Origin of the sequence: Streptomyces sp. NBC_00775 (assembly GCF_036347135.1) — a bacterium.
In the GTDB taxonomy this organism is placed as follows: domain Bacteria; phylum Actinomycetota; class Actinomycetes; order Streptomycetales; family Streptomycetaceae; genus Streptomyces; species Streptomyces lutosisoli.
This window is the reverse complement of sequence record NZ_CP108938.1, coordinates 7,676,809-7,699,736: the sequence shown is the minus strand read 5'-3', so window position 1 is coordinate 7,699,736 and position 22,928 is coordinate 7,676,809. Positions and strand designations below refer to the sequence as shown.

The 22,928-nt window shown below is 69.8% G+C and carries 22 protein-coding genes; 16 read left to right on the top strand and 6 right to left on the bottom strand.

Annotation, left to right across the window (positions count from 1 at the left end; translation table 11 throughout):
• Nucleotides 1-54: 54 nt before the first annotated feature.
• From OIC96_RS34225 to OIC96_RS34205, 5 genes are all read right to left on the bottom strand, one after another.
• Nucleotides 55-1,518 (bottom strand): methylmalonyl-CoA mutase family protein, encoded by a 1,464-nt coding sequence (locus OIC96_RS34225; protein WP_330304147.1) that lies wholly within the window; start codon nucleotides 1,516-1,518, stop codon nucleotides 55-57.
• Nucleotides 1,519-1,523: 5 nt separating this feature from the next.
• Nucleotides 1,524-1,841, bottom strand: a complete 318-nt coding sequence (locus OIC96_RS34220; RefSeq protein WP_330304148.1) for a phosphopantetheine-binding protein — start codon at nucleotides 1,839-1,841, stop codon at nucleotides 1,524-1,526.
• 160 nt (nucleotides 1,842-2,001) lie between these two features.
• On the bottom strand, nucleotides 2,002-2,787 hold the full coding sequence (locus tag OIC96_RS34215; RefSeq protein WP_330304149.1) for a helix-turn-helix transcriptional regulator: 786 nt from the start codon (nucleotides 2,785-2,787) through the stop codon (nucleotides 2,002-2,004).
• Between the two features lie 284 nt (nucleotides 2,788-3,071).
• Complete coding sequence (locus tag OIC96_RS34210; RefSeq protein ID WP_330304150.1) at nucleotides 3,072-3,518, bottom strand: DUF4279 domain-containing protein; 447 nt, start codon at nucleotides 3,516-3,518, stop codon at nucleotides 3,072-3,074.
• Nucleotides 3,519-3,624: 106 nt separating this feature from the next.
• The gene (locus tag OIC96_RS34205; RefSeq protein WP_330304151.1) at nucleotides 3,625-4,239 is read right to left on the bottom strand and encodes a PadR family transcriptional regulator; all 615 of its coding nucleotides are present in this window, start codon (nucleotides 4,237-4,239) and stop codon (nucleotides 3,625-3,627) included.
• Between the two features lie 98 nt (nucleotides 4,240-4,337).
• On the opposite strand from OIC96_RS34205, the gene OIC96_RS34200 reads away from it, so the two are divergent.
• The 16 genes from OIC96_RS34200 (at nucleotide 4,338) to OIC96_RS34125 (ending at nucleotide 21,798) form a co-directional block, all read left to right on the top strand.
• A complete protein-coding gene (locus OIC96_RS34200; protein ID WP_330304152.1) occupies nucleotides 4,338-4,799 on the top strand; it encodes a hypothetical protein in 462 nt (153 codons plus the stop codon).
• Nucleotides 4,796-6,004: an FAD-dependent oxidoreductase gene (locus OIC96_RS34195; protein WP_330304153.1), complete on the top strand. Its 1,209-nt coding sequence runs from the start codon at nucleotides 4,796-4,798 to the stop codon at nucleotides 6,002-6,004. The genes OIC96_RS34200 and OIC96_RS34195 overlap by 4 nt, the downstream gene beginning before the upstream one ends.
• Before the next feature lie 610 nt (nucleotides 6,005-6,614).
• On the top strand, nucleotides 6,615-7,667 hold the full coding sequence (locus OIC96_RS34190; protein WP_330304154.1) for a lytic transglycosylase domain-containing protein: 1,053 nt from the start codon (nucleotides 6,615-6,617) through the stop codon (nucleotides 7,665-7,667).
• A gap of 54 nt (nucleotides 7,668-7,721) precedes the next feature.
• Nucleotides 7,722-8,774: an RNA polymerase sigma factor gene (locus OIC96_RS34185; protein WP_330304155.1), complete on the top strand. Its 1,053-nt coding sequence runs from the start codon at nucleotides 7,722-7,724 to the stop codon at nucleotides 8,772-8,774.
• A gap of 198 nt (nucleotides 8,775-8,972) precedes the next feature.
• Nucleotides 8,973-9,917, top strand: a complete 945-nt coding sequence (locus OIC96_RS34180) for an ABC transporter ATP-binding protein (protein WP_330310068.1) — start codon at nucleotides 8,973-8,975, stop codon at nucleotides 9,915-9,917.
• The gene (locus OIC96_RS34175; RefSeq protein ID WP_168490876.1) at nucleotides 9,914-10,684 is read left to right on the top strand and encodes an MlaE family ABC transporter permease; all 771 of its coding nucleotides are present in this window, start codon (nucleotides 9,914-9,916) and stop codon (nucleotides 10,682-10,684) included. Before OIC96_RS34180 ends, OIC96_RS34175 begins: the two co-directional genes overlap by 4 nt.
• Nucleotides 10,685-10,687: 3 nt before the next feature.
• Nucleotides 10,688-11,491 carry an MlaE family ABC transporter permease gene (locus OIC96_RS34170; RefSeq protein WP_330304156.1) on the top strand — a complete coding sequence of 268 codons (804 nt, stop codon included), beginning with the start codon at nucleotides 10,688-10,690 and terminating at the stop codon, nucleotides 11,489-11,491.
• A gap of 5 nt (nucleotides 11,492-11,496) precedes the next feature.
• Entirely contained in the window at nucleotides 11,497-12,732 is a 1,236-nt protein-coding gene (locus OIC96_RS34165) for an MCE family protein (RefSeq protein ID WP_330304157.1), read from the top strand.
• Nucleotides 12,729-13,838 carry an MlaD family protein gene (locus OIC96_RS34160; RefSeq protein ID WP_330304158.1) on the top strand — a complete coding sequence of 370 codons (1,110 nt, stop codon included), beginning with the start codon at nucleotides 12,729-12,731 and terminating at the stop codon, nucleotides 13,836-13,838. Before OIC96_RS34165 ends, OIC96_RS34160 begins: the two co-directional genes overlap by 4 nt.
• A 248-nt stretch (nucleotides 13,839-14,086) precedes the next feature.
• Entirely contained in the window at nucleotides 14,087-15,112 is a 1,026-nt protein-coding gene (locus tag OIC96_RS34155; protein WP_330310069.1) for an MCE family protein, read from the top strand.
• A complete protein-coding gene (locus OIC96_RS34150; protein WP_330304159.1) occupies nucleotides 15,109-16,251 on the top strand; it encodes an MCE family protein in 1,143 nt (380 codons plus the stop codon). Before OIC96_RS34155 ends, OIC96_RS34150 begins: the two co-directional genes overlap by 4 nt.
• Nucleotides 16,248-17,537 carry an MCE family protein gene (locus OIC96_RS34145; RefSeq protein WP_330304160.1) on the top strand — a complete coding sequence of 430 codons (1,290 nt, stop codon included), beginning with the start codon at nucleotides 16,248-16,250 and terminating at the stop codon, nucleotides 17,535-17,537. The genes OIC96_RS34150 and OIC96_RS34145 overlap by 4 nt, the downstream gene beginning before the upstream one ends.
• Nucleotides 17,534-18,811 (top strand): MlaD family protein, encoded by a 1,278-nt coding sequence (locus tag OIC96_RS34140; RefSeq protein ID WP_330304161.1) that lies wholly within the window; start codon nucleotides 17,534-17,536, stop codon nucleotides 18,809-18,811. Before OIC96_RS34145 ends, OIC96_RS34140 begins: the two co-directional genes overlap by 4 nt.
• Nucleotides 18,812-18,831: 20 nt before the next feature.
• Entirely contained in the window at nucleotides 18,832-19,365 is a 534-nt protein-coding gene (locus OIC96_RS34135; RefSeq protein WP_330304162.1) for a hypothetical protein, read from the top strand.
• Between the two features lie 63 nt (nucleotides 19,366-19,428).
• Nucleotides 19,429-20,235, top strand: a complete 807-nt coding sequence (locus OIC96_RS34130) for a hypothetical protein (RefSeq protein WP_330304163.1) — start codon at nucleotides 19,429-19,431, stop codon at nucleotides 20,233-20,235.
• A gap of 117 nt (nucleotides 20,236-20,352) precedes the next feature.
• Nucleotides 20,353-21,798: an ATP-binding protein gene (locus OIC96_RS34125; protein ID WP_330304164.1), complete on the top strand. Its 1,446-nt coding sequence runs from the start codon at nucleotides 20,353-20,355 to the stop codon at nucleotides 21,796-21,798.
• 83 nt (nucleotides 21,799-21,881) lie between these two features.
• On the opposite strand, the gene OIC96_RS34120 is transcribed toward OIC96_RS34125, so the two are convergent.
• Nucleotides 21,882-22,871: a helix-turn-helix domain-containing protein gene (locus OIC96_RS34120; protein ID WP_330304165.1), complete on the bottom strand. Its 990-nt coding sequence runs from the start codon at nucleotides 22,869-22,871 to the stop codon at nucleotides 21,882-21,884.
• Nucleotides 22,872-22,928 lie beyond the last annotated feature (57 nt).

The window sequence follows — 22,928 nt, the reverse complement described above, 5'->3', positions numbered from 1 at the left end:
CGTCGGTCAGGGCGATCGGGGTGTGGCCGGTCAGGAGGATCGTGTTGTGGTCGGTCAGGACGTGAGTGCGGCCTGCTGGTCGTCGTCGGTCGGACGCATGGCCGCGCAGAGCTGTCCGATGGTGGCGCGCGCACGGACGGCCTCGATGAGGGCGGGCAGTACATTGCTTCCGGACAGGGCGTCCGCGCGCAGCCGGTCGAGCTCCGCCGGGCAGCTGGCGCGGACGACGTCTCGCCGGCCCCCGGTGGTGGTGTGCGACTCGGCGAGCAGGAGCTGCCGTTCGGAGGCGGACACGGACGCGGACGGGGCGGGATCGAGGACGCCCACGGTCGGCCCCGGATCCTGGAAGGCGAGTTCCTCGATCTCTCCCTCCAGCCAGCCGCTGCGGATGCACGCCGCGATGCCGCCACGGTCCTCGATCCGCTGCAGCCAGCCGTCGACCTCCTTGCCCACCTCGTCGACCAGCCCCTCGACGACGTGGGAGCCGCCGAGCGGGTCCGCGTAGCGGGCGAGATCCGTCTCGTGGGCGAGGATCTGCTGGGTGCGCAGCGCGATCCGGGCGCCCAGTGGCCCCGGTGTCTGCACCGCTTCGTCGAAACTGCACACGTGCAGGGACTGGGTGCCGCCGAGCACGGCGGCGATCGCCTGCACCGTCGCGCGGACGATGTTGTTGAGCGGCTCCTGGTAGGCGAGCGCCGACCCGAAGGTGTTGACCTGGGCGCGCAGCTTCATGGCACGGGGTTCCGCGACTCCCCAGCGGTCCCGCATGCGCTCGGCGTACCGGCGGCGGGCGACCCGCAGCTTGGCGGCCTCCTTGAGCAGCTCCATGTCGGTCCCGAAGATGAAGCTGAACCTGGACGCGACCGCCTCCGGGGTGTGACCGCGGTCGACCATCCCGCCCAGATAGGCGTCGACGCTCGCGAGCGCGCACGCCACCTCCAGAGCGGCGTCCGCCCCGGCCTCCCGGGCGTGGCCGCCGGAGATGGAGATGGGGTTGACGCCCGGCAGGGAGCTCATGCAGTACTCGACGACATCAAGGGCGTACCGGACGCTGGTGTCCAGGTCGTAGATGAAGGCCTTGCGGGCGAGGAACTCCTTGAGCATCTCGTTCTGCAGGGTGCCGCGCAGGGCGGCGGGATCGACCCCGGACTCCTCCGCGACGACGATCCACATCGCCAGCAGCATGGGTGCCGTGGCGTTGATGGTGAAGGACACCGACACCTGGTCGAGGGGGATCCCCGCGAAGACGGTCCCCAGGTCGTCGACCGTGGCGATGGACACACCCGTACGTCCCACTTCCCCGTCGGCGGCCGGGTCGTCGGGATCGAGCCCCAGTTGGGTCGGCAGGTCGAAGGCCAGCGAGAGACCCGTCTCACCCATGCCGAGCAGGTACGCGAAGCGCTCGTTGGTGGACTCGGCGCTCCGCAGCCCCGCCAGCTGCCGCATGGTCCACAGCCGCGTGCTGTAACCCCCGGGGTGGAGACCGGCGTCGTAGGGAAACTCGCCAGGTATGCCCATGGAGGTCAGACCCGGGCCGCGTCGTGCTCGCCGTGCTCGTCGTGCCCGTCGTACGCGTCGTATGCGTCGTTGGCGTCGTCGATGAGGTCGAGGACGGATTCGGCGAACTCACTCAGCACAGGGGTCTCGAAGACGTTGAGCAGCGGGATGTCCACGCCGAACCGGGTGCGCAGGGCGGCGACGATGCGGGTGGCGACCAGTGAGTCGACGCCGAGTTCGAGCAGGTTGTCGTCGAGACGGACCTCCGGCAGCTTCAGGATCTCGGCCGTCGTGGACAGCACGGCGTCCTCGACGGCGTCGAGGGTGACCGAAGTAGTTGACATCCCGTCATCCGTTTCTGCCATCCGACGTGCCTGCGCACGCATGGCGAGGTAGCGCGAAGACCCTTGTGGGGATGGGTTAGTGATGTCACCGCAGATGTACGACGTGTCGGCTACGCGCTGCTCGGTGATCCGGAGATCAACTTAGGAGCCCCTCCGGGACTCAGCAAGCGTTCCCGGACAGAAAACTCGGCATCAACCTGCCACCACCAAGTCCCGTTTCCTGAGCGGAAGTTCGCCTCTTGCTCAACAGCCCGAGTTCGGCCGCTTTGAGCCCCGCCTCGAAGCGGGTGTTGACATGCAGGGACTTCAGGATCGCGGCGACATGCCGCCGGTAGGTGCGGACGGACACGTTCATCTGCCGCGCTGCGGTGTCGTCCTTCATGCCGGAGCCGAGCAGTCGCAGGACCTGCGCCTGAGCCGGGTCGAGCACCACGGACCGGGTGGTGTGGCAGTGCGGGACCGGCTCCGTGCCGTGGTCCCACAACACCTGCTGGTACTGGTGCAGAGCACTCATGGCATCACCGCGGACCACCAGCCCCTGCGGCTGCCCGTCCCGCGTGAACGCGTACACGACGGCGATCTCGATCCCCACGAAGGCCAGGTTGGGCAACGGCGCGGAGGAGACGCGGACATGGGCCCCCTCAGCCGCGACATGCCCCATGACGGTACGGGCGACCGGCTCCGAGGCGGCGGCCTGACCGAGCAGCAGCCGCAGTCCATGCCCGCGCCTGAGGATCTCGTTCCGTACGAGCCGCGACAGCTCCGAAGCCGGCCGGCTGACCATCTCGACGGCGAACCGCCCGGTCAGCTGCACACCGCCCTGGTGACGGGGCAGTTCGGCGAGCGCCTGATACAGCACCTCGCAGGCCGTGGCCGGATCACACGTCTTGACCAGCTGCCGAGTCCACTGATCGCTGCGGTCCGCCGCGTCACCGTGGTCCGCCATGTCACCGTAGTCCGCTATGTCACGGTGTGATTCCCAACGCCGCACGACGTTCCCCCGTCGAGACAGCGAGCCCTGGTGGGACTCGATACGAATCAACTCATTTGTCACCCGGGGCAGTTGTGTCACCCGAGGCAGGCAGTGCGGAGTGTGCACCTCTCGTGGTGCGGGTGTGAGAGTAGCGTGCGAATCACTCTGGGCAATGTGATGGCGATCACATTTTGGAATCCCATGTGCATCCCCTGAAGAGAAGGTCCGGGAGGGGGTGGCGCACTCCGGACAGAGTTCTACGGAACGTCACCGTCCGATTCATCGCCGCACTCGTGATAGACGTACTGATCGATATCGAGCGACGCCCTGGCCGCACCCATCCAGGACATCAGGTCGGCCCCAAGGAAGATGCCTTTCTGCTGCGGGTCGTCGAGGTCCCTGATCTCCTGAACAATCACCAGAGACGCGACAGCCTCCCCCGAGCCGACCAGTCGCCCGACGGCACCAGCGAGATCCCTCCCCCACCCGACGACCACCGGCTCCAGCTCCTCCGGCCGCGCACAGCCTCCCGCCGGCGGCCCGGCATGCCGAATCCAGGTCGCATGCGACCGCGGAGGCGCCTGCGGATGCCGGCGACTTCCGATCGAGGTCGACTCGTCGGGCTCCGCTCCCAGCCTCTTGGAGATTTCCTCCGGCTGCAGAGACTGGCTGACGACCCTGAGATAGATGCGAAACGCGCTCATGGCGCGTACCTGTAATTCCTCGGAACCAACACCTTTCCATCCTTGCTTACGAGAATGAGCCTGGCGTCGCTATACCTGCATTTTCCAGGTCAGATGCAGTGAGCGCTCACTGTTGCACCGGCCCCGCCGCGACGGCGTCCAGCTGCTCCTTCGACCACGAGAGCCTGCCGGCTCGCAGGTCTTCGACCACCGCGCGCACCCACTCCAGCTCCGCGGCCGTCACGGCCCGCAGGTACTCGGTCTCCAGGCGGGTGATGCGCGGCAGCCCCCGCTCCGTCTCTGCGGCCAAGGCCGCTTCCAGTCCGTCGAGCTGCTCCGCGAGGGCGTCGGCCCGCCGCTGCAGTACGTCCCCCATCTCTTCGGGCGTGAGCAGCAGCAGATTCGAGAGGGCGGCCGGGAACTCCGGGAACTCCTGCTTGGGCGCGGAGAGCATCTCCTCCAGCCAGGCGCGGGCGATCTCGCGCCCCATGTCGGTGACTTCGTACACGGTCCGCTCGGGGTACTGCTGATCGCGCCCGGTCTCGCGGACCGTGATCAGCCCTTCGCCATTGAGTCGCTCGATCGTGCGGTAGAGGCTCGCACGCTGCCTGACGTTGACGACCTGTTCCTTGCCCCAGTCCTTGACCAGCCGCTGGATGCCGTACGGATGCAGCGGCTTGTAGTGCAGCAGGGCCAGGACGGTCAGGGCGAGGGGGGAGCTGCGGGGAGCGGATGTGGTCATGGACTCGATTTTAGCCCCAGGATGACTAGTTGACGAGATACTAGTTTCAGTGCAACTATCGAATCGTCAACGCAACACCCCAGAAAGGAACCGCCGAGATGTCCCTCACCGAGCGCATCCACTCCGACCACGACCTCGTCAAGCACCTGGGCAACTGGACCGAGGCCGGCCACTTCGAGGTCAAGGCCCGCCATGGCGCCGCTGTCCTCGACCTCCGCTCCCCCGACCTCCCCGACGACGTCGAGATCCACCTCGACATGGACCGGGCCATGGTCAAGCTCCTGGTCGACGACGCCACCGCCATCGACCACTGGAACCTGAGGTGGACCGACCGCGGCAAGATCAAGGACTCCCAGCCCTCATCCACCGGCGACAAGGCGGCCGGCCGCCGTATCCATCTGTCCGGCTCTGCGACGAACAGCGAGATCCGCATCCACCGCGGTGGCATCGCGATCCTGTCGGCGATGTTCTCCCGTGCGTACGTCCAGGATGTGCTCCGCGCACACAAGAGCGACGGCGTACCGACGATCGACGACCCGGCGCGGGGGCACCAGTCATGACCCGCAGCGGCAAAGCCCGCACCGCGCTCGTCATCGGCGGCGGTATCGCGGGCCCGGTCGCCGCGATGGCCCTTCGCCAGGCAGGTATCGAGGCCGCCGTCCACGAGGCGTACGACTCCACGGCCGATGGGGCCGGAGGCGGCATGACCATCGCCCCGAACGGCCAGAACGCCCTCGACGCGATCGGCGCGGGCGACCTCGTCCGCGCCATCGGCACACCGGTCACCGCCATGGGGCTGCGGAGCTGGACGGGTAAGCACCTCGCGCAGTTCGCCCCGCCCTCCCGCCTCCCGTCCCTGCAGTTCGTCTGGCGCGCCGATCTCTACCGGGCGATCTACGACGAGGCGGAGCGCCGCTCTGTCCCTATCCACCACGGCAAGCGGCTGACCGGCACGACGGACACCGCTTCCGGCATCACCGCGCACTTCGCGGACGGTACGGAGGCGAGCGCCGATGTCCTCATCGGCGCCGACGGCATCCGCTCCACGGTCCGCTCCCTGATCGACCCGGCCGCGGCACAGCCGAACTACGCCGGCCTGGTCTGCTTCGGAGCGCGGATGCACCAGTCAGGGATGCCCTCCACCGACGGCGTCATGTACATGTGCTTCGGCAAGCGCGCGTTCTTCGGCTACCAGGTCTTCGACGACTCCTCGGCGGTGTGGTTCGTGAACCTGCCCCACCGCGCCCCGATGACAGTCGCCGAGGCCCAGGCGATCGACGCGAAGGAGTGGATGCGCATCCTGCGGACCGCCTTCGCCGACGACCGCACCCCGGCCCTCGAGATGATCAGCCGTACCGACGTCGACCAACTCCTCATCACCGGCCCGATGGAGAACATGCCAAGGGTCGCGACCTGGACCCACGGCCGCATGACCCTGATCGGCGACGCGGCCCACGCCGCCTCGTCCAGCTCCGGGCAGGGCGCCTCCATCGCCGCCGAAAGTGCCGTCGAACTCGCGCGCTGCCTGCGGGACCTGCCCTACAACCAGGCTTTCGCGGCGTACGAACAACTGCGCCGCCCCCGCGTCGAACGCATCATCAAGCTCGGCGCCCGCACGAACAGCAACAAGACCGCGGGCCCGGTCGGCCGCGTACTGCGCGACCTCGTGATGCGGGCGACCATGAAGCTGATCAACCCGGAGAAAATGGCCTGGCAGTTCGACCACCACATCGACTGGGACGCGAAGGCAGCCCCGCTCACGTAACTCCAGCCCGTCCGCCGGGAACCGGCTGGTGCCCGTGCACAGGTCCAGCACCGCGCCTGGCACCTGCCGGGTGGGGTCCGATCGGTCACCGACCCGGGCTATGGCCGCGGCCGGCTCCCTGTCGTTCGTCCAGACTCCCGCCGGAGAGCTCGGAAGAGGACACGGAAGTGAGACGAACGCGCGGGGGACCGCCCGTGAGACGCGAGCATCGGTGCTGGTCAGTGTCACGCCATGGGACATCGGAAACGAGAACCTACACATCAGCAACCTGTCCACCGAAAGGGGCCACAGCGTGGCACTGGTCACGTCCGCCGGCTCGAATGCCGCTCGGTCGCGTCCAGCCGCTCCGGCCCGCCGAACGGTCCGTGTCCCCACACGCCAGTAGCCGTCCCACAGGCCGCTCACGAACTGCCTGGATCCACCTTCCTGACACCGCGGAGCCCACGCGTCCCGCCGGGTCCTCGCGACCGCACCGCCCCGGCCGCTCGGGGAGATCTTGACGGACGCGCGCTCGGACCCCGCTTCCCGAAATCGCCCCACTCCGTGCGACGGACCGGCCGCCCTGCCCCGTAGAGCAGACGACATCAGCTCACAGGGAGGGGTTCGCGACGTGGCAGGGCACAGAGTCAGAAGCGCGAGGGGTACGGCGATCGCGGTGGCGGCCATGGCGGCGCTGACCGCGTCACAGGCGCCGGGGGCGGTTCCGGCACGGGCCTCCATACCCCCGCGGCAGGCGCCTGCCGAGCACGGGCCGAGCGTGTCGGGCGACACCCGGTACCGCACCGACCTTCCGCCGCTGCGGGCCCGGGAACGCAAGGTCGGGGCGTCGGTGGCGGGGGCCGCGCTGCCGGCGAGCGTGTTCGCCGCCTACCGGCATGCCGAGGCGGAGCTCGCGCGCACCGTGCCCGGCTGCCGGCTGCGGTGGCAGTTGCTGGCCGCGATCGGCCAGGTGGAGTCCGGGCAGGCGCGCGGCGGTCGGGTGACGGCGGACGGTACGACCGTGGCGCCCATCCTCGGGCCGCGGCTGGACGGCGGCGCCTTCGCCGTCGTGCGGGACACCGACGGCGGCGCGTACGACGGGGACGCGGCCTACGACCGGGCGGTCGGGCCGATGCAGTTCATCCCGTCGACCTGGTCCCGCTGGGGCACGGACGGCAACGGCGACGGGCGGGCCGACCCGGACAACGTCTTCGACGCGGCGCTCGCCGCCGGGCGCTACCTGTGTGCGGGCGGACGAAACCTCGCCGACCCCGCCGAGCTGGACCGGGCGATCCTCGGCTACAACCACTCGGAGGCGTATCTGCGCACGGTCAGGGCCTGGTACGCGTACTTCCTGGAAGGGCACCGGGTGGTGCCGGACAGCTCCGCGAAGGCGTCGGCACGCCCCGAGCCGTCGCGGCCGGAACCCACACCGAAGCCGGCACCGTCCCCCCGACCCAGTTCCTCCCCGTCCCGGACTCCGTCCGCGCCTGCCTCGCCATCCCCCACCGGGTCCCGTCCGGCGGGCCAGGCCCCGGAGACGGAGGAGCCCCAACTCCCCACGCCCGGCGCGGACATCGAACTGCCCGGCGACGACCTGCTGCCCAGCAACGCTCCGCTGACCAGCAACGGTGTGGATTCGATGGCCTCCTCCCCCTCCACAACCGCGGATACTGGGCGGTAATGTCGCCACCCGCCGGACGGCACAGGACCGGCGGGTGAGCGCAAAGGGGCCCTCATGGCGACGGACATGCCGGACATGCCTGCGGAGATACAGGCGGCCCACGACCGTTGGGAGCACATGTGGAGCCACCGCGAGCAACTGCTCAAGGTGGCCCGGCGCAGGTCGATGAGCCCGGAGGACGCCGAGGACGCGGTGCACGAGGCGATGCTGCGCGCCGCGGAGCGCCCCGACCTGGACGACGAGCGCCTCGGCGGCTGGCTGACGACCGTGACCATGCGGCTGTGCGTCGACCGGCACCGCCAGGTCAACCGTGAGGCCGAGGTACACCGCAGCCCCACGCTCGCCGCGCCGGGTCCGGTGCCCGTCGAGGAGGCGGTGTGCGACCGGGCCGAGGCGAAGTGGCTGGCCGTACGCAGCGGGGAACTCCCCGCGCGCCAGGCCGAGGCGCTCCGGCTGAAGTCCGAGGACCTCGACGTCGGCCAGGTCGCCGTGCGCATGGGGCTGAGCTATCGGACCGTCGAGTCGCTGCTGGCCCGGGCCCGGCGCACGTTGCGCAACTCGCTGGCCGGAACGCTGGGCCTCACCCTGTTCCTGTGGGGGCGCGGCAAGCTGCGCGCGGGCGGACACGCGCAGGCCGTGGCGATGACCTCGACGGCCGCGACCCTGGTGGTGGCGGGGTTCGTATTGCCGTACGTCCACGACGGGGGCGGGCAGGACACGGTTCCCCGTCCCTCCGTGTCCCGCATGGCCCAGGCGACCACGCAGACCGTCCGGCCCGACAGCGTCGGCCAGGTGGCCGCCCCGAACGCCCCTGATCTGTCGACCGCCTCGACGTCTCACGCGGCGACGCCGACGGCGCCGCCCGGCAATCACGACCGGTCGCTGCTGCCGCTGTCGGTGCCACCGCTGCCGGACGCCTCGCTGCCACCGGTGCCGTCCGTCCCCGACGTCCCGGATGTCCCCGGCGTGTCCGACCTGCCGAGCGTGCCCGGCCTCCCCGATCTGCCGGCCACGTCCACGGTCCCGACGACGCTTCCGGCCCTTCCGGAGGCTCCCGCGACGCCCTCCGCCCCGGTCGACGTACCGACCGCGACGGCGCTGCCGTAGAACCGCCGGAAAGAAGCACCGTCGTAGAACCGCCGGAAGAAGCATCGCCGTAGAACCGGCGGAAAGAGCGCGGCCGCCGACCGCCGGAAACCCGGCCGCAAGACCCCCGAAAAAAAATCCGCGTCCGTCGCGACGGACGCCCCGCCCCTCCCCGTAGAGCAGATGTCGGAACTGCTCCACGGCCGAAGGGTGGACCGGATGGGTGTCGAGATCTGTGTGGAAGGGCTGACCAAGTCCTTCGGTCACCAGGTCATCTGGCAGGACGTCTCGCTGACGCTGCCCGCCGGGGAGGTCTCGGTCATGCTCGGCCCCTCGGGCACGGGCAAGTCGGTGTTCCTCAAGACGCTCGTCGGACTGCTGAAGCCGGACCGGGGTTCCGTGAAGGTCGCGGGCCGGGACGTCACCAAGCTGCGCGAGCACGAGTTGTACGAGGTGCGGAAGCTCTTCGGCGTGCTGTTCCAGGACGGCGCGCTGTTCGGCTCGATGAACCTGTACGACAACATCGCCTTCCCGCTGCGCGAGCACACCCGCAAGTCCGAGAGCGAGATCCGGCGCATCGTGCTGGAGAAGATGGACATGGTCGGGCTGATCGGTTCGGAGGGGAAGCTGCCGGGCGAGATCTCCGGCGGCATGCGAAAGCGAGCCGGTCTCGCCCGGGCCCTCGTCCTCGACCCCGAGATCATCCTCTTCGACGAACCCGACTCCGGCCTCGACCCCGTACGCGTCGCGTACCTCAACCAGCTCATCGTCGACCTCAACGCACAGATCAACGCGACCTTCCTGATCGTCACCCATGACATCGCCTCGGCCCGCCAAGTGCCGGACAACATCGGGCTGTTGTTCCGCCGTGAGCTGGTCATGTTCGGGCCCCGCGAGAAGCTGCTGACCAGCGACGAGCCGGTCGTGCGGCAGTTCCTGAACGGCCGGATGCAGGGGCCGATCGGGATGGCCGAGGAGAAGGACGCCGCGCAGGTCGAGCAGGAGCTGGCCCAGCTCGGCGACGGAGCACACACAAAGACTCCCGGCAGTCAGGTTCTGACTCCCCGCCTGCTGCCGGGGCCAGGCATCACCCGCCCGCCCCGCTGGGAGGCGATCGCGAGACGCGAGGCCGAGCCGCACCGGAAGGAGGTGGCGGACGCATGAGGCTGTCGCCGACCGGAGCGCTCAGGCACTCGGGAAACCTCTTCGCGATGGCGCTGGACGTCGTCCGGACCGTGCCCCGACGGCCGTTCCAGGCACGGGAGTTCATCCAGCAGGCCTGGTTCGTCGCGAGCGTCACGATCCTGCCGACGGCCCTCGTGTCCATCCCCTTCGGCGCGGTCATCGCGCTGCAGATCGGCAGCCTGACCCGGCAGCTCGGCGCCCAGTCGTTCTCCGGGGCCGCCTCGGTGCTCGCGGTGCTGCGCGAGGCCTCGCCGATCGTCACCGCCCTGCTGATCGCGGGCGCCGGCGGCACGGCGATCTGCGCGGATCTCGGGGCGCGGAAGATCCGCGAGGAGATCGACGCGATGCAGGTGCTGGGCATCGACCCCATCCACCGGCTGGTCGTCCCGCGGGTCCTGGCGTCGATGGTGGTGGCGGTGCTGCTCAACGGCCTGGTGTCGGTCGTCGGCGTCGCGGGCGGCTACTTCTTCAACGTCGTCCTGCAGAACGGCACACCGGGCGCCTATCTCGCCTCCTTCACCACACTCGCCCAGCTCTCCGACCTGTGGGCGGCGGAGATCAAGGCGCTGGTGTTCGGGGCGATCGCCGCGATCGTCGCCTCGTACAAGGGACTGACCGCGAAGGGCGGTCCGAAGGGCGTGGGCGATGCGGTGAACCAGTCGGTGGTGATCACCTTCATGTTGCTGTTCGTGACGAACTTCGTGATGACCGCCGTGTACTTCCAAGTCGTTCCGCAGAGGGGCTGAGTCATGGCGCTGCTGAATCGCCTGGAGGAACTGGGCAGTCAACTGTCCTTCTACGCCCGCTCGTTGGCGTGGACGGGCCGCACCGTACGCCGCTACAAGAAGGAGATCCTGCGGCTGCTCGCCGAGGTGAGTTTCGGGCGCGGCGCGCTCGCCGTCGTGGGCGGCACGGTCGGCGTCATCGCCTTCCTGTCGTTCTTCACCGGCACGGAGGTCGGCCTCCAGGGCTACGCCGCGCTCAACCAGCTCGGCACCTCCAACTTCGTGGCGTTCCTCTCGGCGTACTTCAACACGAGGGAGATCGCTCCCCTGGTGGCGGGCCTTGCGCTCTCCGCGACCGTCGGCGCGGGCTTCACGGCGCAGCTGGGCGCGATGCGGATCAGCGAGGAGACCGACGCCCTCGAAGTCATGGGCGTCCCCTCGCTGCCGTTCCTGGTGACCACCCGGATGATCGCCGGTTTCGTCGCGGTGATCCCGCTGTACGTGGTCGGGCTGCTGTCCTCGTACTTCGCTGCCCGCACCATCACCACCGGCTACTACGGGCAGTCGGCGGGCACCTACGACCACTACTTCCAGCAGTACCTGCCGCCGGTCGACGTGCTGTGGTCCTTCGGGAAGGTACTCGTCTTCGCCGTCCTGATCATCCTGGTGCATTGCTACTACGGCTACTACGCGAGCGGCGGCCCGGCGGGCGTCGGCGTCGCCGTGGGCCGCGCCGTGCGCACCTCGATCGTCGCGATCAACGTCCTGGACTTCTTCCTGTCGCTGGCGATCTGGGGCGCCAACACGACCGTACGGATTGCGGGGTGAGCCGTATGAGAGTGCTGAGACTGCGGTTGTACGGCGTGGTGTTCCTCGCCGTGCTCGCGCTGCTGCTGTCCCTGTCCGTCGCCGTGTACCAACAGGTGTTCACCCCGGCCGTACGCATCGAGCTGGAGGCCGACAGCCTCGGCAACCAGCTCGATCCCCGCGCCGACGTCAAGCTGCGCGGGCTGCTGGTCGGCGAGGTGCGCGCGGTGCACGCCGACGGGACGAAGGCGACGCTCGACATCGCGCTCAAGCCGGAGTACGTCGCGTACATCCCCTCCGACGTGCACGCACGCCTGCTGCCCAAGACGCTGTTCGGCGAGAAGTACGTCGACCTGGTCGCGCCCGCGCGCTCCTCGGCCAGGCCCATCCGCGCGGGGGACGTCATCACCCAGGACCGCACCCGCGTCGGCATCGAGCTCCAGCAGCTGATGAACGACCTGCTGCCGCTGCTGCGGACCGTGCAGCCCGGCAAGCTCAACGCCACGCTCTCCGCGTTCGCCACCGCCCTCGAAGGCCGCGGCGACCGGATCGGCGACAACCTCACGCGCGTGGAGGACTATCTGCACCGCCTCAATCCGCATCTGCCCTCCCTCACCGAGGACTTCGCACGGCTGGCCGACGTCGCCGAGGTGTACGGCGACGCCGCTCCCGACCTGATGAAGATCCTGCGCAACACCGTCACCACCAGTCGCACCATCGTCGAACAGCGGGACCGGCTCGCGTCCGCGCTCACCACGACGGCCACCGCCGCCGCCACCGCGAACGACTTCCTCGACGCGAACGGCGACCGGCTGATCACCCTCGGCCGGGTCTCCCGCCCCACGCTCGAACTCTTCGCCCGCTACTCGCCCGAGTACCCCTGCCTCCTCGCCGGCCTGGTGCGCGAGGAACAGGCATCCGAGCAGGCTTTCCGGGGCGGCAAGATGCACATCACGCTCGAAGTCGTCCGACAGCAGGCGGCGTACGAGCCCGGTGAGGAGCCGCGTTACGACGACCGGTCGGGGCCCAACTGCCGCGACCTGCCCCATCCCCAGGTGCCCGCACCCGGGGTGCACCTCAACGACGGGTCGAAGAAGGGGAGTTCGTCCAGTCCGCTCGGCGTCTCCGCCACCCGGGCCGAGCAGCGCTCCGTCGGCTCGCTCGTGGCGCCCGTCATGGGCGTGCCGGCCGACGAGGTGCCGCCGGTCGCGACCCTGCTGTTCGGACCGCTGGCGCGCGGAACGGCGGTGAGCGTCGCATGAGGACCACGGAGACCACGGAGACCTCGAAGACCTCGCGGCCCACTCGGGCCACTCGGGCCACTCGGGCCACTCGGACGCCAGGAGCCCGGCAGGCCGCGGCCCCGCTGATCAAGTTCAGCCTCTTCGCCCTGGTGACGATCCTGGCGACGGCCCTGCTCGCCGCCACCATCGTCAACGTCTCCCTCACCCCCGAGCACACGTACCGCGCGGTGTTCAGCGACGTGACAGGCCTGGAGAAGGGCGACGACATCCGGGTGGCCGGGGTACGGGTCGGCGAGGTCGAGGGCATCAGCATCAAGGACCGGACGCTGGCGCAGGTCACCTTCACCGTCAGCGCGGACCGTCCGCTGCTGAACAGCACCGGCGCGGTCGTCCGCTACCGGAACCTGGTCGGACAGCGCTACGTCGCCCTGACCGAGGGCGCGGGAAACGGCACCCGGCTGAAGCCCGGCGCCACGATCCCGCTGTCGCGCACCCAGCCCGCGCTGGACCTCAACGCGCTGCTGAACGGCTTCAAGCCGCTGTTCGCCGCGCTCAGCCCGCAGGACGTCAACCAGCTCGCCACCGAGATCATCCGGACCCTCCAGGGCGAGGGCGGCACCGTCAACAGCCTGCTGGCGCACACGGCTTCGCTCACCACGACCCTGGCCGGCCGCGACAAGCTGATCGGCTCGGTGATCGACAACCTCAACACCGTGCTGGAGACGCTCGACAAGCGCGGCTCCCGCTTCTCCGGGCTCCTCAAGCAGCTGCGCCGGGTGATCTCGGGGCTGTCCGCCGACCGCAAGCCCATCGGGCAGTCCCTGGTGGGCATCGGCGACCTGACGGACGCCACCTCGGGGCTGCTCAAGGACGCGCGTCCGCCCCTGAAGGACGACATCGCCGAGCTGACCGATCTCACCGGAACGCTGAACAAGAACGAGAACACCGTGGAGGGCGTGCTGAAGCGGCTGCCGAACAAGCTCAACGCGCTGACCGGGACGGCGTCCTACGGCTCGTGGTTCAACTTCTACCTCTGCGACTTCGACGGCCGGATCGTGCTGCCGAAGACGAAGCAGGTGCTCACACCGGAGCTGCACGTGGCGAGGGCGAGGTGCGGCGCATGACGAAGCACATGAGGAAGCACCTCCTTCCGCGCCGGACCCGTAAGCGCCGTCCGGAGCCGCTGGTCAAGGTCCGCATCGATCCGCCGAAGCTGCCGCGAATACGGCTGCTCCCGCGCCGGGCACCGCGCCCTCACCGCCCGGAACCCCTGGTGAAGGTCCGCATCGACCCACCCAGGCTCCCGAAGATACGGCTGCTCCCGCGCCGGGCGCCCCGCCCCCGCCGCCCGGAACCGCTGATAAAGGTCCGCATCGACCCGCCTCGGATACGGCTTCCACGGATCCGCCGCCCGCGCCTCACCCCGTTCCGCGACCGCAACCCCGTGGTGATCGGAGCCGTCGGTCTCACCTTCCTCGCGCTGCTGACCGTGGCCGCGTTCAACGCCGACAGCCTGCCGCTGATCGGCGGCGGCGAGACGTACAGCGCGGCCTTCTCGGAGGCGGGCGGACTCAAGCCCGGCGACGAGGTGCGGATCGCGGGCGTCAAGGTCGGCAAGGTGGAGGACGTCGATCTGGACGGTGACCACGTCAAGGTCACCTTCAAGATCAAGGGCGATCCGGGGTTCGGCACCGAGACCGGCGCCTCGATCCGGGTCAAGACGATCCTCGGCGCGAAGTACCTCGCGCTGCACCCCAAGGGACCGGGGCAGTTGAAGCCCGGCAGCGAGATCCCGCTCAAGCGGACCGTTCCGGCGTACGACGTCGTGCAGGCGTTCAGCGATCTCACCACCACGACGGAGAAGGTCGACACCGACCAGTTGGCGAAGGCCCTGGACACCATCTCCACCACCTTCCAGGACTCGCCCGCCGAGGTACGAGCGTCCATCAAGGGCCTGTCGAAGATCTCCCGGACGGTCGCCTCGCGCGACAAGGCGCTGGGCGAGCTCCTCGACCACGCGAACGGTGTCACGGGCGTGCTGGCCGACCACTCCGAGGACTTCTCCGGGCTGGTCAAGGACGGCGACAAGCTGTTCAAGGAGATCAGCAAGCGGCGCAAGGCGATTCACAAGCTGCTGAAGAGCTCCGCCGCGCTGGGCATCGAGCTCTCCGGCCTGGTCGAGGACAACGACAAGGAGATCGGGCCCGCGCTCAAGGGCCTCAACCGTGTGGTGCGGATGCTCGAACGGAATCAGTCGAGCCTCGACCGGAGCGTCAAGCTGCTCGCGCCGTACGTCCGGGTCTTCAGCAACACCCTCGGCAACGGCCGCTGGTTCGACAGCTACGTCCAGAACCTGGTCGCCGCTCCGGTGGTGCCGCGCACGGGAGGCGCGCAGTGAAGAACCTGAAGAGGCGGGTGGCCGTGGTCACCGCACTCACCCTCGTCGCCACGCTCACCTACGTGCTGTGGCCGCGCTCCGAGCCCGTGCACGTGACCGCGTACTTCCCGCGCACCGTCGGCATCTACCCCGGCTCCGACGTCCGCGTCCTCGGCGTCCGGATCGGCGAGGTCGAGAAGATCACGCCGGAGGGCGACCGGGTGCGGGTGGAGCTGAAGTACGACGCGGGCCGCAAGGTCCCAGCCGACGCCAAGGCCGCGATCATCAACTCCTCGGTGGTCAGCGACCGTTACGTACAACTGCTGCCGGTGTACCGGAAGGGCCCGGTACTGCGGAACGGCGCGGTCATCCCCGAGACGCGAACGGTCGTACCGGTCGAGCTGGACCGCATCTTCGACAGTCTGCACACGACGGCCGACGCGCTCGGCCCCCAGGGCGCCAACAAGGACGGCTCGCTGTCGCGGCTGCTCGGGGTGAGCGCGGACAACCTCGACGGCCAGGGCGAGAACCTCAACCAGACGGTCGAGGACCTCTCGCAGGCGGTCACCACGCTGTCCGACGGCCGCACGGACCTGTTCGGCACGGTACGGAATCTGCAGGTGTTCACGGCGGCGCTGGCCGCCGACGACAAGAGCGTGCGGTCGTTCAACACCGACCTCGCCGAGGTCGCCGGACAGCTCGCGGGCGAGCGCAAGGACCTCGCGGACGCGCTCAAGAACCTGGGGACGGCGCTCGGCGACGTGTCGGACTTCGTGAAGAACAACAAGAAGTCGCTGACCTCGAACGTGAAGGGCCTCAGCAAGGTGACCAAGGTGCTCGTCACCCAACGGGCCGCGCTGGCCGAACTGTTGGAGGTCGCTCCGACGGGCCTGTCGAACCTGAACAACGCCTACAACCCGTCCGCGGGCACCCTCGACACCCGCAACAACGCCCAGCAGGCGCAGGATCCGGCCTCACTGCTGTGCTCCGTGCTGAAGACGACCGGCGACGAAGGCGGAAAGAACGACGCGGGCGGCAAGAACCCCGATTGCAAGGAGCTGAGGGATCTCTTCGACTCCCTGCCCAAGGTGCCTCAGGGCTCCGCGGTGACGGGAACGGTCGACCGGACGCTCGGCGGAATTCTGGGGGCGAGCGCATGAGCGCACTGCGCAAGGTCGGGGCGGTCGCGTGGGCCGCGGTCGGATCGCTGCTGCTGTCCGGCTGCGAGTTCAACGGCTGGTACGACGTCCAGCTGCCCGGCGGAGCCGCCGCCGACGGCCACGCCTACCACGTCACCGTCGAGTTCCGCGACGTCCTCGACCTGGTGCCCCAGTCCGCGGTGAAGGTCAACAACGTCACCGTGGGCGCGGTCGAGAAGGTGCGGCTGGACGGCTGGCACGCGCGCGTACGGCTACGGGTCGCCGACTCCGTCAAGCTGCCCGCCAACGCGGTCGCCGAGCTGCGGCAGACCAGCATGCTCGGCGAGAAGTACGTCGCGCTCTCCGCCCCGACTGGCACGGCCCCCGTGGGCCGGCTCGGCGACGGCGACCGCATCCCGCTGTCCCGCAGCGGCCGCAATCCGGAGATCGAGGAGGTGCTGTCCGCGCTGTCCGCGCTGCTCAACGGCGGCGGAGTGGCCCAGCTCAAGACGATCACCGTGGAGCTGAACAAGGCCCTGAACGGCCGGGAGAGCCGGGTCAGATCGCTGCTCAAGGAGCTGAACACCTTCATCGGCGGCCTGGACAACCAGCGGAAGGACATCGTCCGCGCCCTCAAGGCCGTCGACCGCCTCGCGGGGCGGCTCGGGAAGGAGAAGAAGACGATCGCCCAGGCCGTCGACGCGATGCCACCCGCCCTGAAGGTCCTGGCCGACCAGCGGCGCGATCTGACAAGGATGCTCACCGCCCTGTCGAAGCTCGGCAAGACGGGCACCAAGGTGGTCACGGCCTCGCACGACGACACGGTCGCGAACCTCAAGCAGCTGCGGCCCATCCTGCGGCAGCTGAACAAGGCGGGCGACGATCTGCCCAACTCCCTGGAGCTGCTGACCACTTACCCGTTCCCGCGCAACGTGGTGGACGCCGTCAAGGGTGACTACGTCAACCTCGACATCACGGCGGACCTGGACCTGGCCGGCATCTACGGGAACGTGACGGACGGCAACTCCGGCCGGGGGAACGGCGATTCCCAGAAGCCCGACACTCCCGACGTACCGGATCTCCCCGATCTCCCCGACCTGCCGAGCGTGCCGACACCCACCGCGCTGCCGAGCACACCGAGCCTGCCGTCGTCCCCCTCGGTGCCGTCGGCGCCGTCGGCCCCGTCGGGCGGCGGCGGGCCGCTGTGCCCGCCGGTATGCAACAGCAGCTACACAACCGACGCCGACCTGCCCGAGGGGATCAACCTCGCGCTCGCGGAGCTGATGCTGAAGGGGGTCCAGCCGTGATCACACGTACGGTCAAAGCCCAGTTGCTCGCCTTCGCCACCGTCACCGCCGTCGGGGTGTCGTACGTCGGCGCCGAATACACCGGCCTGGTGGACGACGTCCTGGGCCGCGGCTACACCGTGCAGGCGGACTTCGCCGACTCCGGGGGCATCTTCCAAGGCGCCGAGGTCACCTACCGCGGGGTGCCGGTGGGCCGCGTCGGCGCACTGCGGCTGACCGGCTCCGACGGCGTCTCGGTCTCCCTCGACATCAAGGACGGCGCGCCACGCATCCCGGCGGACACCCTGGCCGTGGTGGCGAACCGCTCGGCGGTGGGCGAGCAATACGTGGATCTACAGCCGCGTTCTGCGCATGGCCCCTATCTCCTCGACGGCAGCGCCATCCCGCGCGGCAGCACCCGCGTACCGCTGCCCACGACGGACTTGGTCCTCAGCCTGGACAGACTGGTGAACTCGGTCGGCAAGGACGATCTACGTGTCACCGTCGACGAGTTGGGCAAGGCCTTCTCGGGCACCGGCCCGAACCTGAGCCGACTGGTCGACTCGGGCAACGCGCTCGTGGAGTCGGCCTCCGAGTCACTCCCTCAGACGATCTCGCTGATCGAGGACTCGCGAAAGGTCCTCAAGACGCAGGCCGACGAGGGCTCGTCCATCAAGTCGTTCGCGCACGATCTTGCGGCGCTCACCGCCCAGCTGAAGTCGAGCGACGGGGACGTCCGCAAGCTGATCGGCAACGCGACGCCGGCGGCGAACCAGGTGAACTCGCTCCTGAAGAACATCTCACCGCACCTGTCGGTCCTGTTGGCGAACCTGATCAGCGGCGGCCAGGTCACGCTGGCCCACCTGCCCGGCGTGGAGCAGTCCCTGGTCACCTTCCCGGCACTGGTCGCGGGCAGCTACACAGTCGTCCCGGGCGACGGCACCACCCACTTCGGGCTGGTGGTGAACGCCGACGACCCGCCGCCGTGCACCCAGGGATACGGGACAAAGCGGCGTGACCCCTCGGACACCAGCACGCGCGAGGCGAACACCGACGCACGCTGCACGGCCCCGCACGGAAGCAAGACGTCGGTACGGGGCGCGCAGAACGCCCCCGGCGCGTCGACCACTTCCGGCGGCGCGAACCAGACGGCGTACGTCACGCCGTACGACCCGGAGACCGGCACCGCCACCGGCCCGGACGGAAGGCCCGTCGAGATCGGCTCGACGGGCGGTCAACAGGCGGTGTTCGGAAGGGAGTCGTGGCAATGGCTGCTAGTCGGGCCGATGGCATGAGGGGGGCCATGAGGAGGGCCATGAGAGGTGCCCTGTCGGGCAGGGCCAGGAGTGGGGCTCTGCCGGGCTGGGCGTGGTCGGGCAAGGCCTGGTCGGTGGGGCTGGTCGTGGCGACCGTCCTGACCACCGCGCTGACGATCTGGCTGAGCCTCGGGCTCTACCACCAGCGCGAGGCGGAGCAGCGACGCCAGGACATCCTGGCCGCGGCCCGCCAGTCGGCGCTGAACTTCACCTCGCTCGACTACCGGCACTACGACCGGGACAGCGCGAACGTCCTCCAGGGCGCCACCGGCGACTTCAAGAAGCAGTTCGCCGGACAGACGCAGGAGCTGACGCAGCTGGTCGCCCAGAACAAGTCGGTCTCCGAGGGCCAGGTTCTGGAGGCGGGCATCGTCCGCTCCGACGCGCACTCGGCCCGTGTCCTGGTGGTAGCCGACAGCAAGGTGACCAACACCGCCGCGCCCAAGGGCGAGGCCCGCACCTACCGGCTCCAGCTCGACCTGGTCCACCGGGACGGCCGCTGGCTGACGTCCGACGTGGAGTTCGTGGGCTGACCGCGCCGTCGACTGACCGCGCCCTGACCGCCGTACGCCCATGAGGAGTTGAGGAGCAAGACCATGACGAAGACGACCACCCGAAGCCGCGGCTCCGGTGCCGGATCCGGCACCCGGCGCACCATCACCGCGGCCGCCCGCGCGGCTGCCAAGCGGGCGGAGCGCGGCCACCGCGAGCCGGGGCCGACGGCCGCCGCCGAGGAGGAGGCCCCGGGGCGTCCCGGGACACCGACTGCTGGACGCACCGTGCTCATCGAACCCAAGGGCGAGAACGGCTGGGACGACCCGCCCGAGCCCTCGCCGGGGTCGTTCGAGGAGGACGCGACGCAGGAGGCGGGCGAGGCAGGCCCCGGTACGGCGACGGGGCGCGGTCGGCGGCGGCTGCTCACCGCGGTCCTGTGCGTCCTGCTCGTGGCGGGCCTGGTCGCGGTCGCCGTGCTCGGGTGGCGGTACCGGGAGGGAGTCCAGGCCGACCAGGCGCGCGGGCAGGCGCTCGCAGCCGCACGACAGGCGGCACCCGTCGTGCTGTCGTACGACTACCGGCATCTGGACCGCGACTTCACTGCCGCGCGCGCCCGGCTCACCGGTCACTTCCGCGACGAATACAGCAAGACCACGACAACGGTGGTCGGCCCCACGGCCAGGAAGTACCACGGGGTGGTGAAGGCCACGGTGGCGGCTCCGACCGGCGGCTCCCCGGCGGCCTCCGTGATCTCGACCTCGGAGGGCCGCGCCGTAGTCCTCCTCTTCGTCAACCAAGTGACCACGAGCACCCAGGTCTCGGGCTCCCGCGTGGACTTGAACCGGGTGCGGATGACGCTGGCCCGTACGTCCGACGGCTGGAAGGTGAGCGGGGTCGACGCGCTCTGACATCGGCTTATTACCCACCCACCCTCCCGTTACGTCATGCAACGGACCAGCTACTCGGATTCTCCATACTATGGTTCACTTGAGTATGTTCAACATGAGCACACTCGGGGGTGCCCCATGCCAGGTTTCGTAGGCCGCAAGTCCGAGCTGGCCGCCCTGGAGCGCCACCTCGCCTGGGTGCGCGACGGCCGGGGCGACCAGCGCGGCCGGGCCCTGCTGCTCCGCGGCCGGCGTCGGGTCGGAAAGTCACGGCTCGTGGACCTCTTCTGTGAGCGCGCCCAGGTGCCGTACGTCGTCCACCAGGCCACCCGGGGCGAGGACGCCCACCGGGAACGGGCTCGCTTCCTCACCGAGGTCCGCCAGTCCTCACTGCCCGACACCACCCTGCTCACCGGCGTCACGACCGTCGCCGAATGGGACACCGCCCTGCGTCAGCTCGCCGCTGTGCTCCCGGACGACGCCCCCAGCATCGTCGTACTCGACGAGCTGCCCTGGATGCTCGAAGGCGACCCGGTCCTGGAAGGCACGCTGCAGACCGTGTGGGACCGGGTACTGAGCCGGAAACCCGTGCTGCTCATCCTCATCGGCAGTGACCTGGCGATGATGGAGCAGCTCTCGGCGTACGGCCGCCCCTTTCACCAGCGAGGCGTCGAGATGGTGCTGTCGCCGCTCTCCCCCTCCGAGGTCATGGCCATGACCGGGCTCCCGGCCGCGGAGGCCTTCGACGCCCATCTGATCACCGGCGGCCTGCCGCTCATCTGCCAGGAGTGGCAGGAAGGTGAGAGCCGCGTCGACTTCCTCACCCGCGCCCTCGACGACCCCACCTCTCCCCTCCTCGTCTCGGGCGAGCGCATGCTGGCCGCCGAGTTCCCCGCCGCCCTCCAGGCCAGGCACGTGCTCTCCGTGATCGGAAGCGGTGAGCGGACCTTCGGAACGATCGCCGCGAAAGCCGGGGCGGCTGACCGACCGCTCCCGCCCGGCTCACTGAACCCCGCCCTGCGCACCCTCGCGGACAAACGACTCATCGCCGTCGACACCCCTCTCTCCACCCGCCCGGGAGACCGCGACCGCCGCTACCGCGTCGCCGATCCCTACCTCCGTTTCTGGCTCGCGTTCCTGGAGCGGGGAATCCCGGAGATCGAGCGCGGGCGCAGCCGGATCGTGGTGGAGGCGGTCGACCGCGGTTGGACCTCATGGCGCGGACGAGCGATCGAACCCGTCGTGAGGGAGTCTCTGGCCCGGCTGCTCCCCGAAGACGCGTGGCCGCAGGTGCGGGAAGTGGGCGGCTGGTGGCCCCGTACGAACAATCCCGAGGTGGACCTGGTGGGGGCGGACCGGTCACCGGCACGCGAGGTCGGGTTCGTCGGCTCGATCAAGTGGCACGAGCACGGCTCCTTCGACCATCGCGCCCTGGCCGCGCTCGCCCGGGACGCCCTGGCCGTACCCGGCGCCGACGAGGACACTCCCCTGGTCGCGGTGTCCCGCTCCGGGGTCACGGTGGACGGGCTGGCGGCTACGTACGGGCCGGAGCAGCTGATGGGGGCCTGGGGCTCCGCTGTGTGAGCTCTCTCCCCCTGTCCCGGGAACGGGCTGATGATCAGGATCCCGGGAACGGGCTGGTGATCAGGATCCCGGGAACGGGCTGATCAGGCTGTGACCCAGCCGTGTCGGACGGCGTGGCCGCCGAGCTGCATCCGAGTCCGGACTCCGGCCATGTCCATGAGGTGGCGCAGGCGTCGGTGCAGCGTGCGCGGTGACAGACCGAGCTGTGTCGCGGCCGTCGGGTCGGTCACGCCGGCCAGCAGGAGCGCGAGGATCCTTCGGTCGAGGTCGGTCGGGCCCTCCGCCCCGAGCTCGACGGTGGGTTCGGCTTCTCCGCCGGTGCCCGACAGCTCCAGCGGGTGGGCGGTGCGCCATACCGTCTCGAAGAGCGCGTCCATCGCGTCCAGCAGGCCGCTGCGGTGCAGCAGCACGGCGCCGGGCTCTCCGGTCGGCGTGGTCGCGAGCGGGACGAGGCCGAGTTCGGCGTCGGCCAGCATGAGTTTCATGGGCAGCTGGTCGGCGACACGCAGCTGCACGCCGTTGCGCAGGGAATCGATCGCGTCGTGGACGATGCCCGGCTCCGCCAGCACGGCCCGGTCCAGTACCGCCCGGAAGTGCACGCCGCGGCCGATGGCCATGGGTTCGGCCGTGTTCTCGTCGGGAGGCAGGGCGACGAACGGCGCGGTGATGAAGGCGCGGACCTGTGTGCGGGCCGCCTGCTGCACCTGGAGGTAGCGATGGCGGATGGCGTCGACGCCCGTGACGACCTCGATCAGATCGACGATGCTGCTCCCCGTCATCGCCGCCCGGTGTTCCTCGGCGAAGGTCACCAGGGCATGCTCGGCCGCGCGCAGCCCGTCCCGGCGCTGGCTGATGAGAGCGCCGAGCGCCATGGCCGGCGGCGCGGCGGTGAACCGCTCGTCCGCCGACCTGATCACCAGTCCCCACCCGACCAGGCGGGACAAGGCGTGGTCGACCTGGGCCCGCGCTATGACGAGCAGTTCCGACAGCAGCGTCGCGGTGGAGTCCGGCTGTCCGATCAGCGCCCGGTAGACGCGCTCGTCATCGGGTTCGAGGCCCAGAACATCCAGCATCGGCGACCGACTCTCTTCCGCTTGCCGCAGCGGGGAGAGTATGTGCCATGGCGGCAT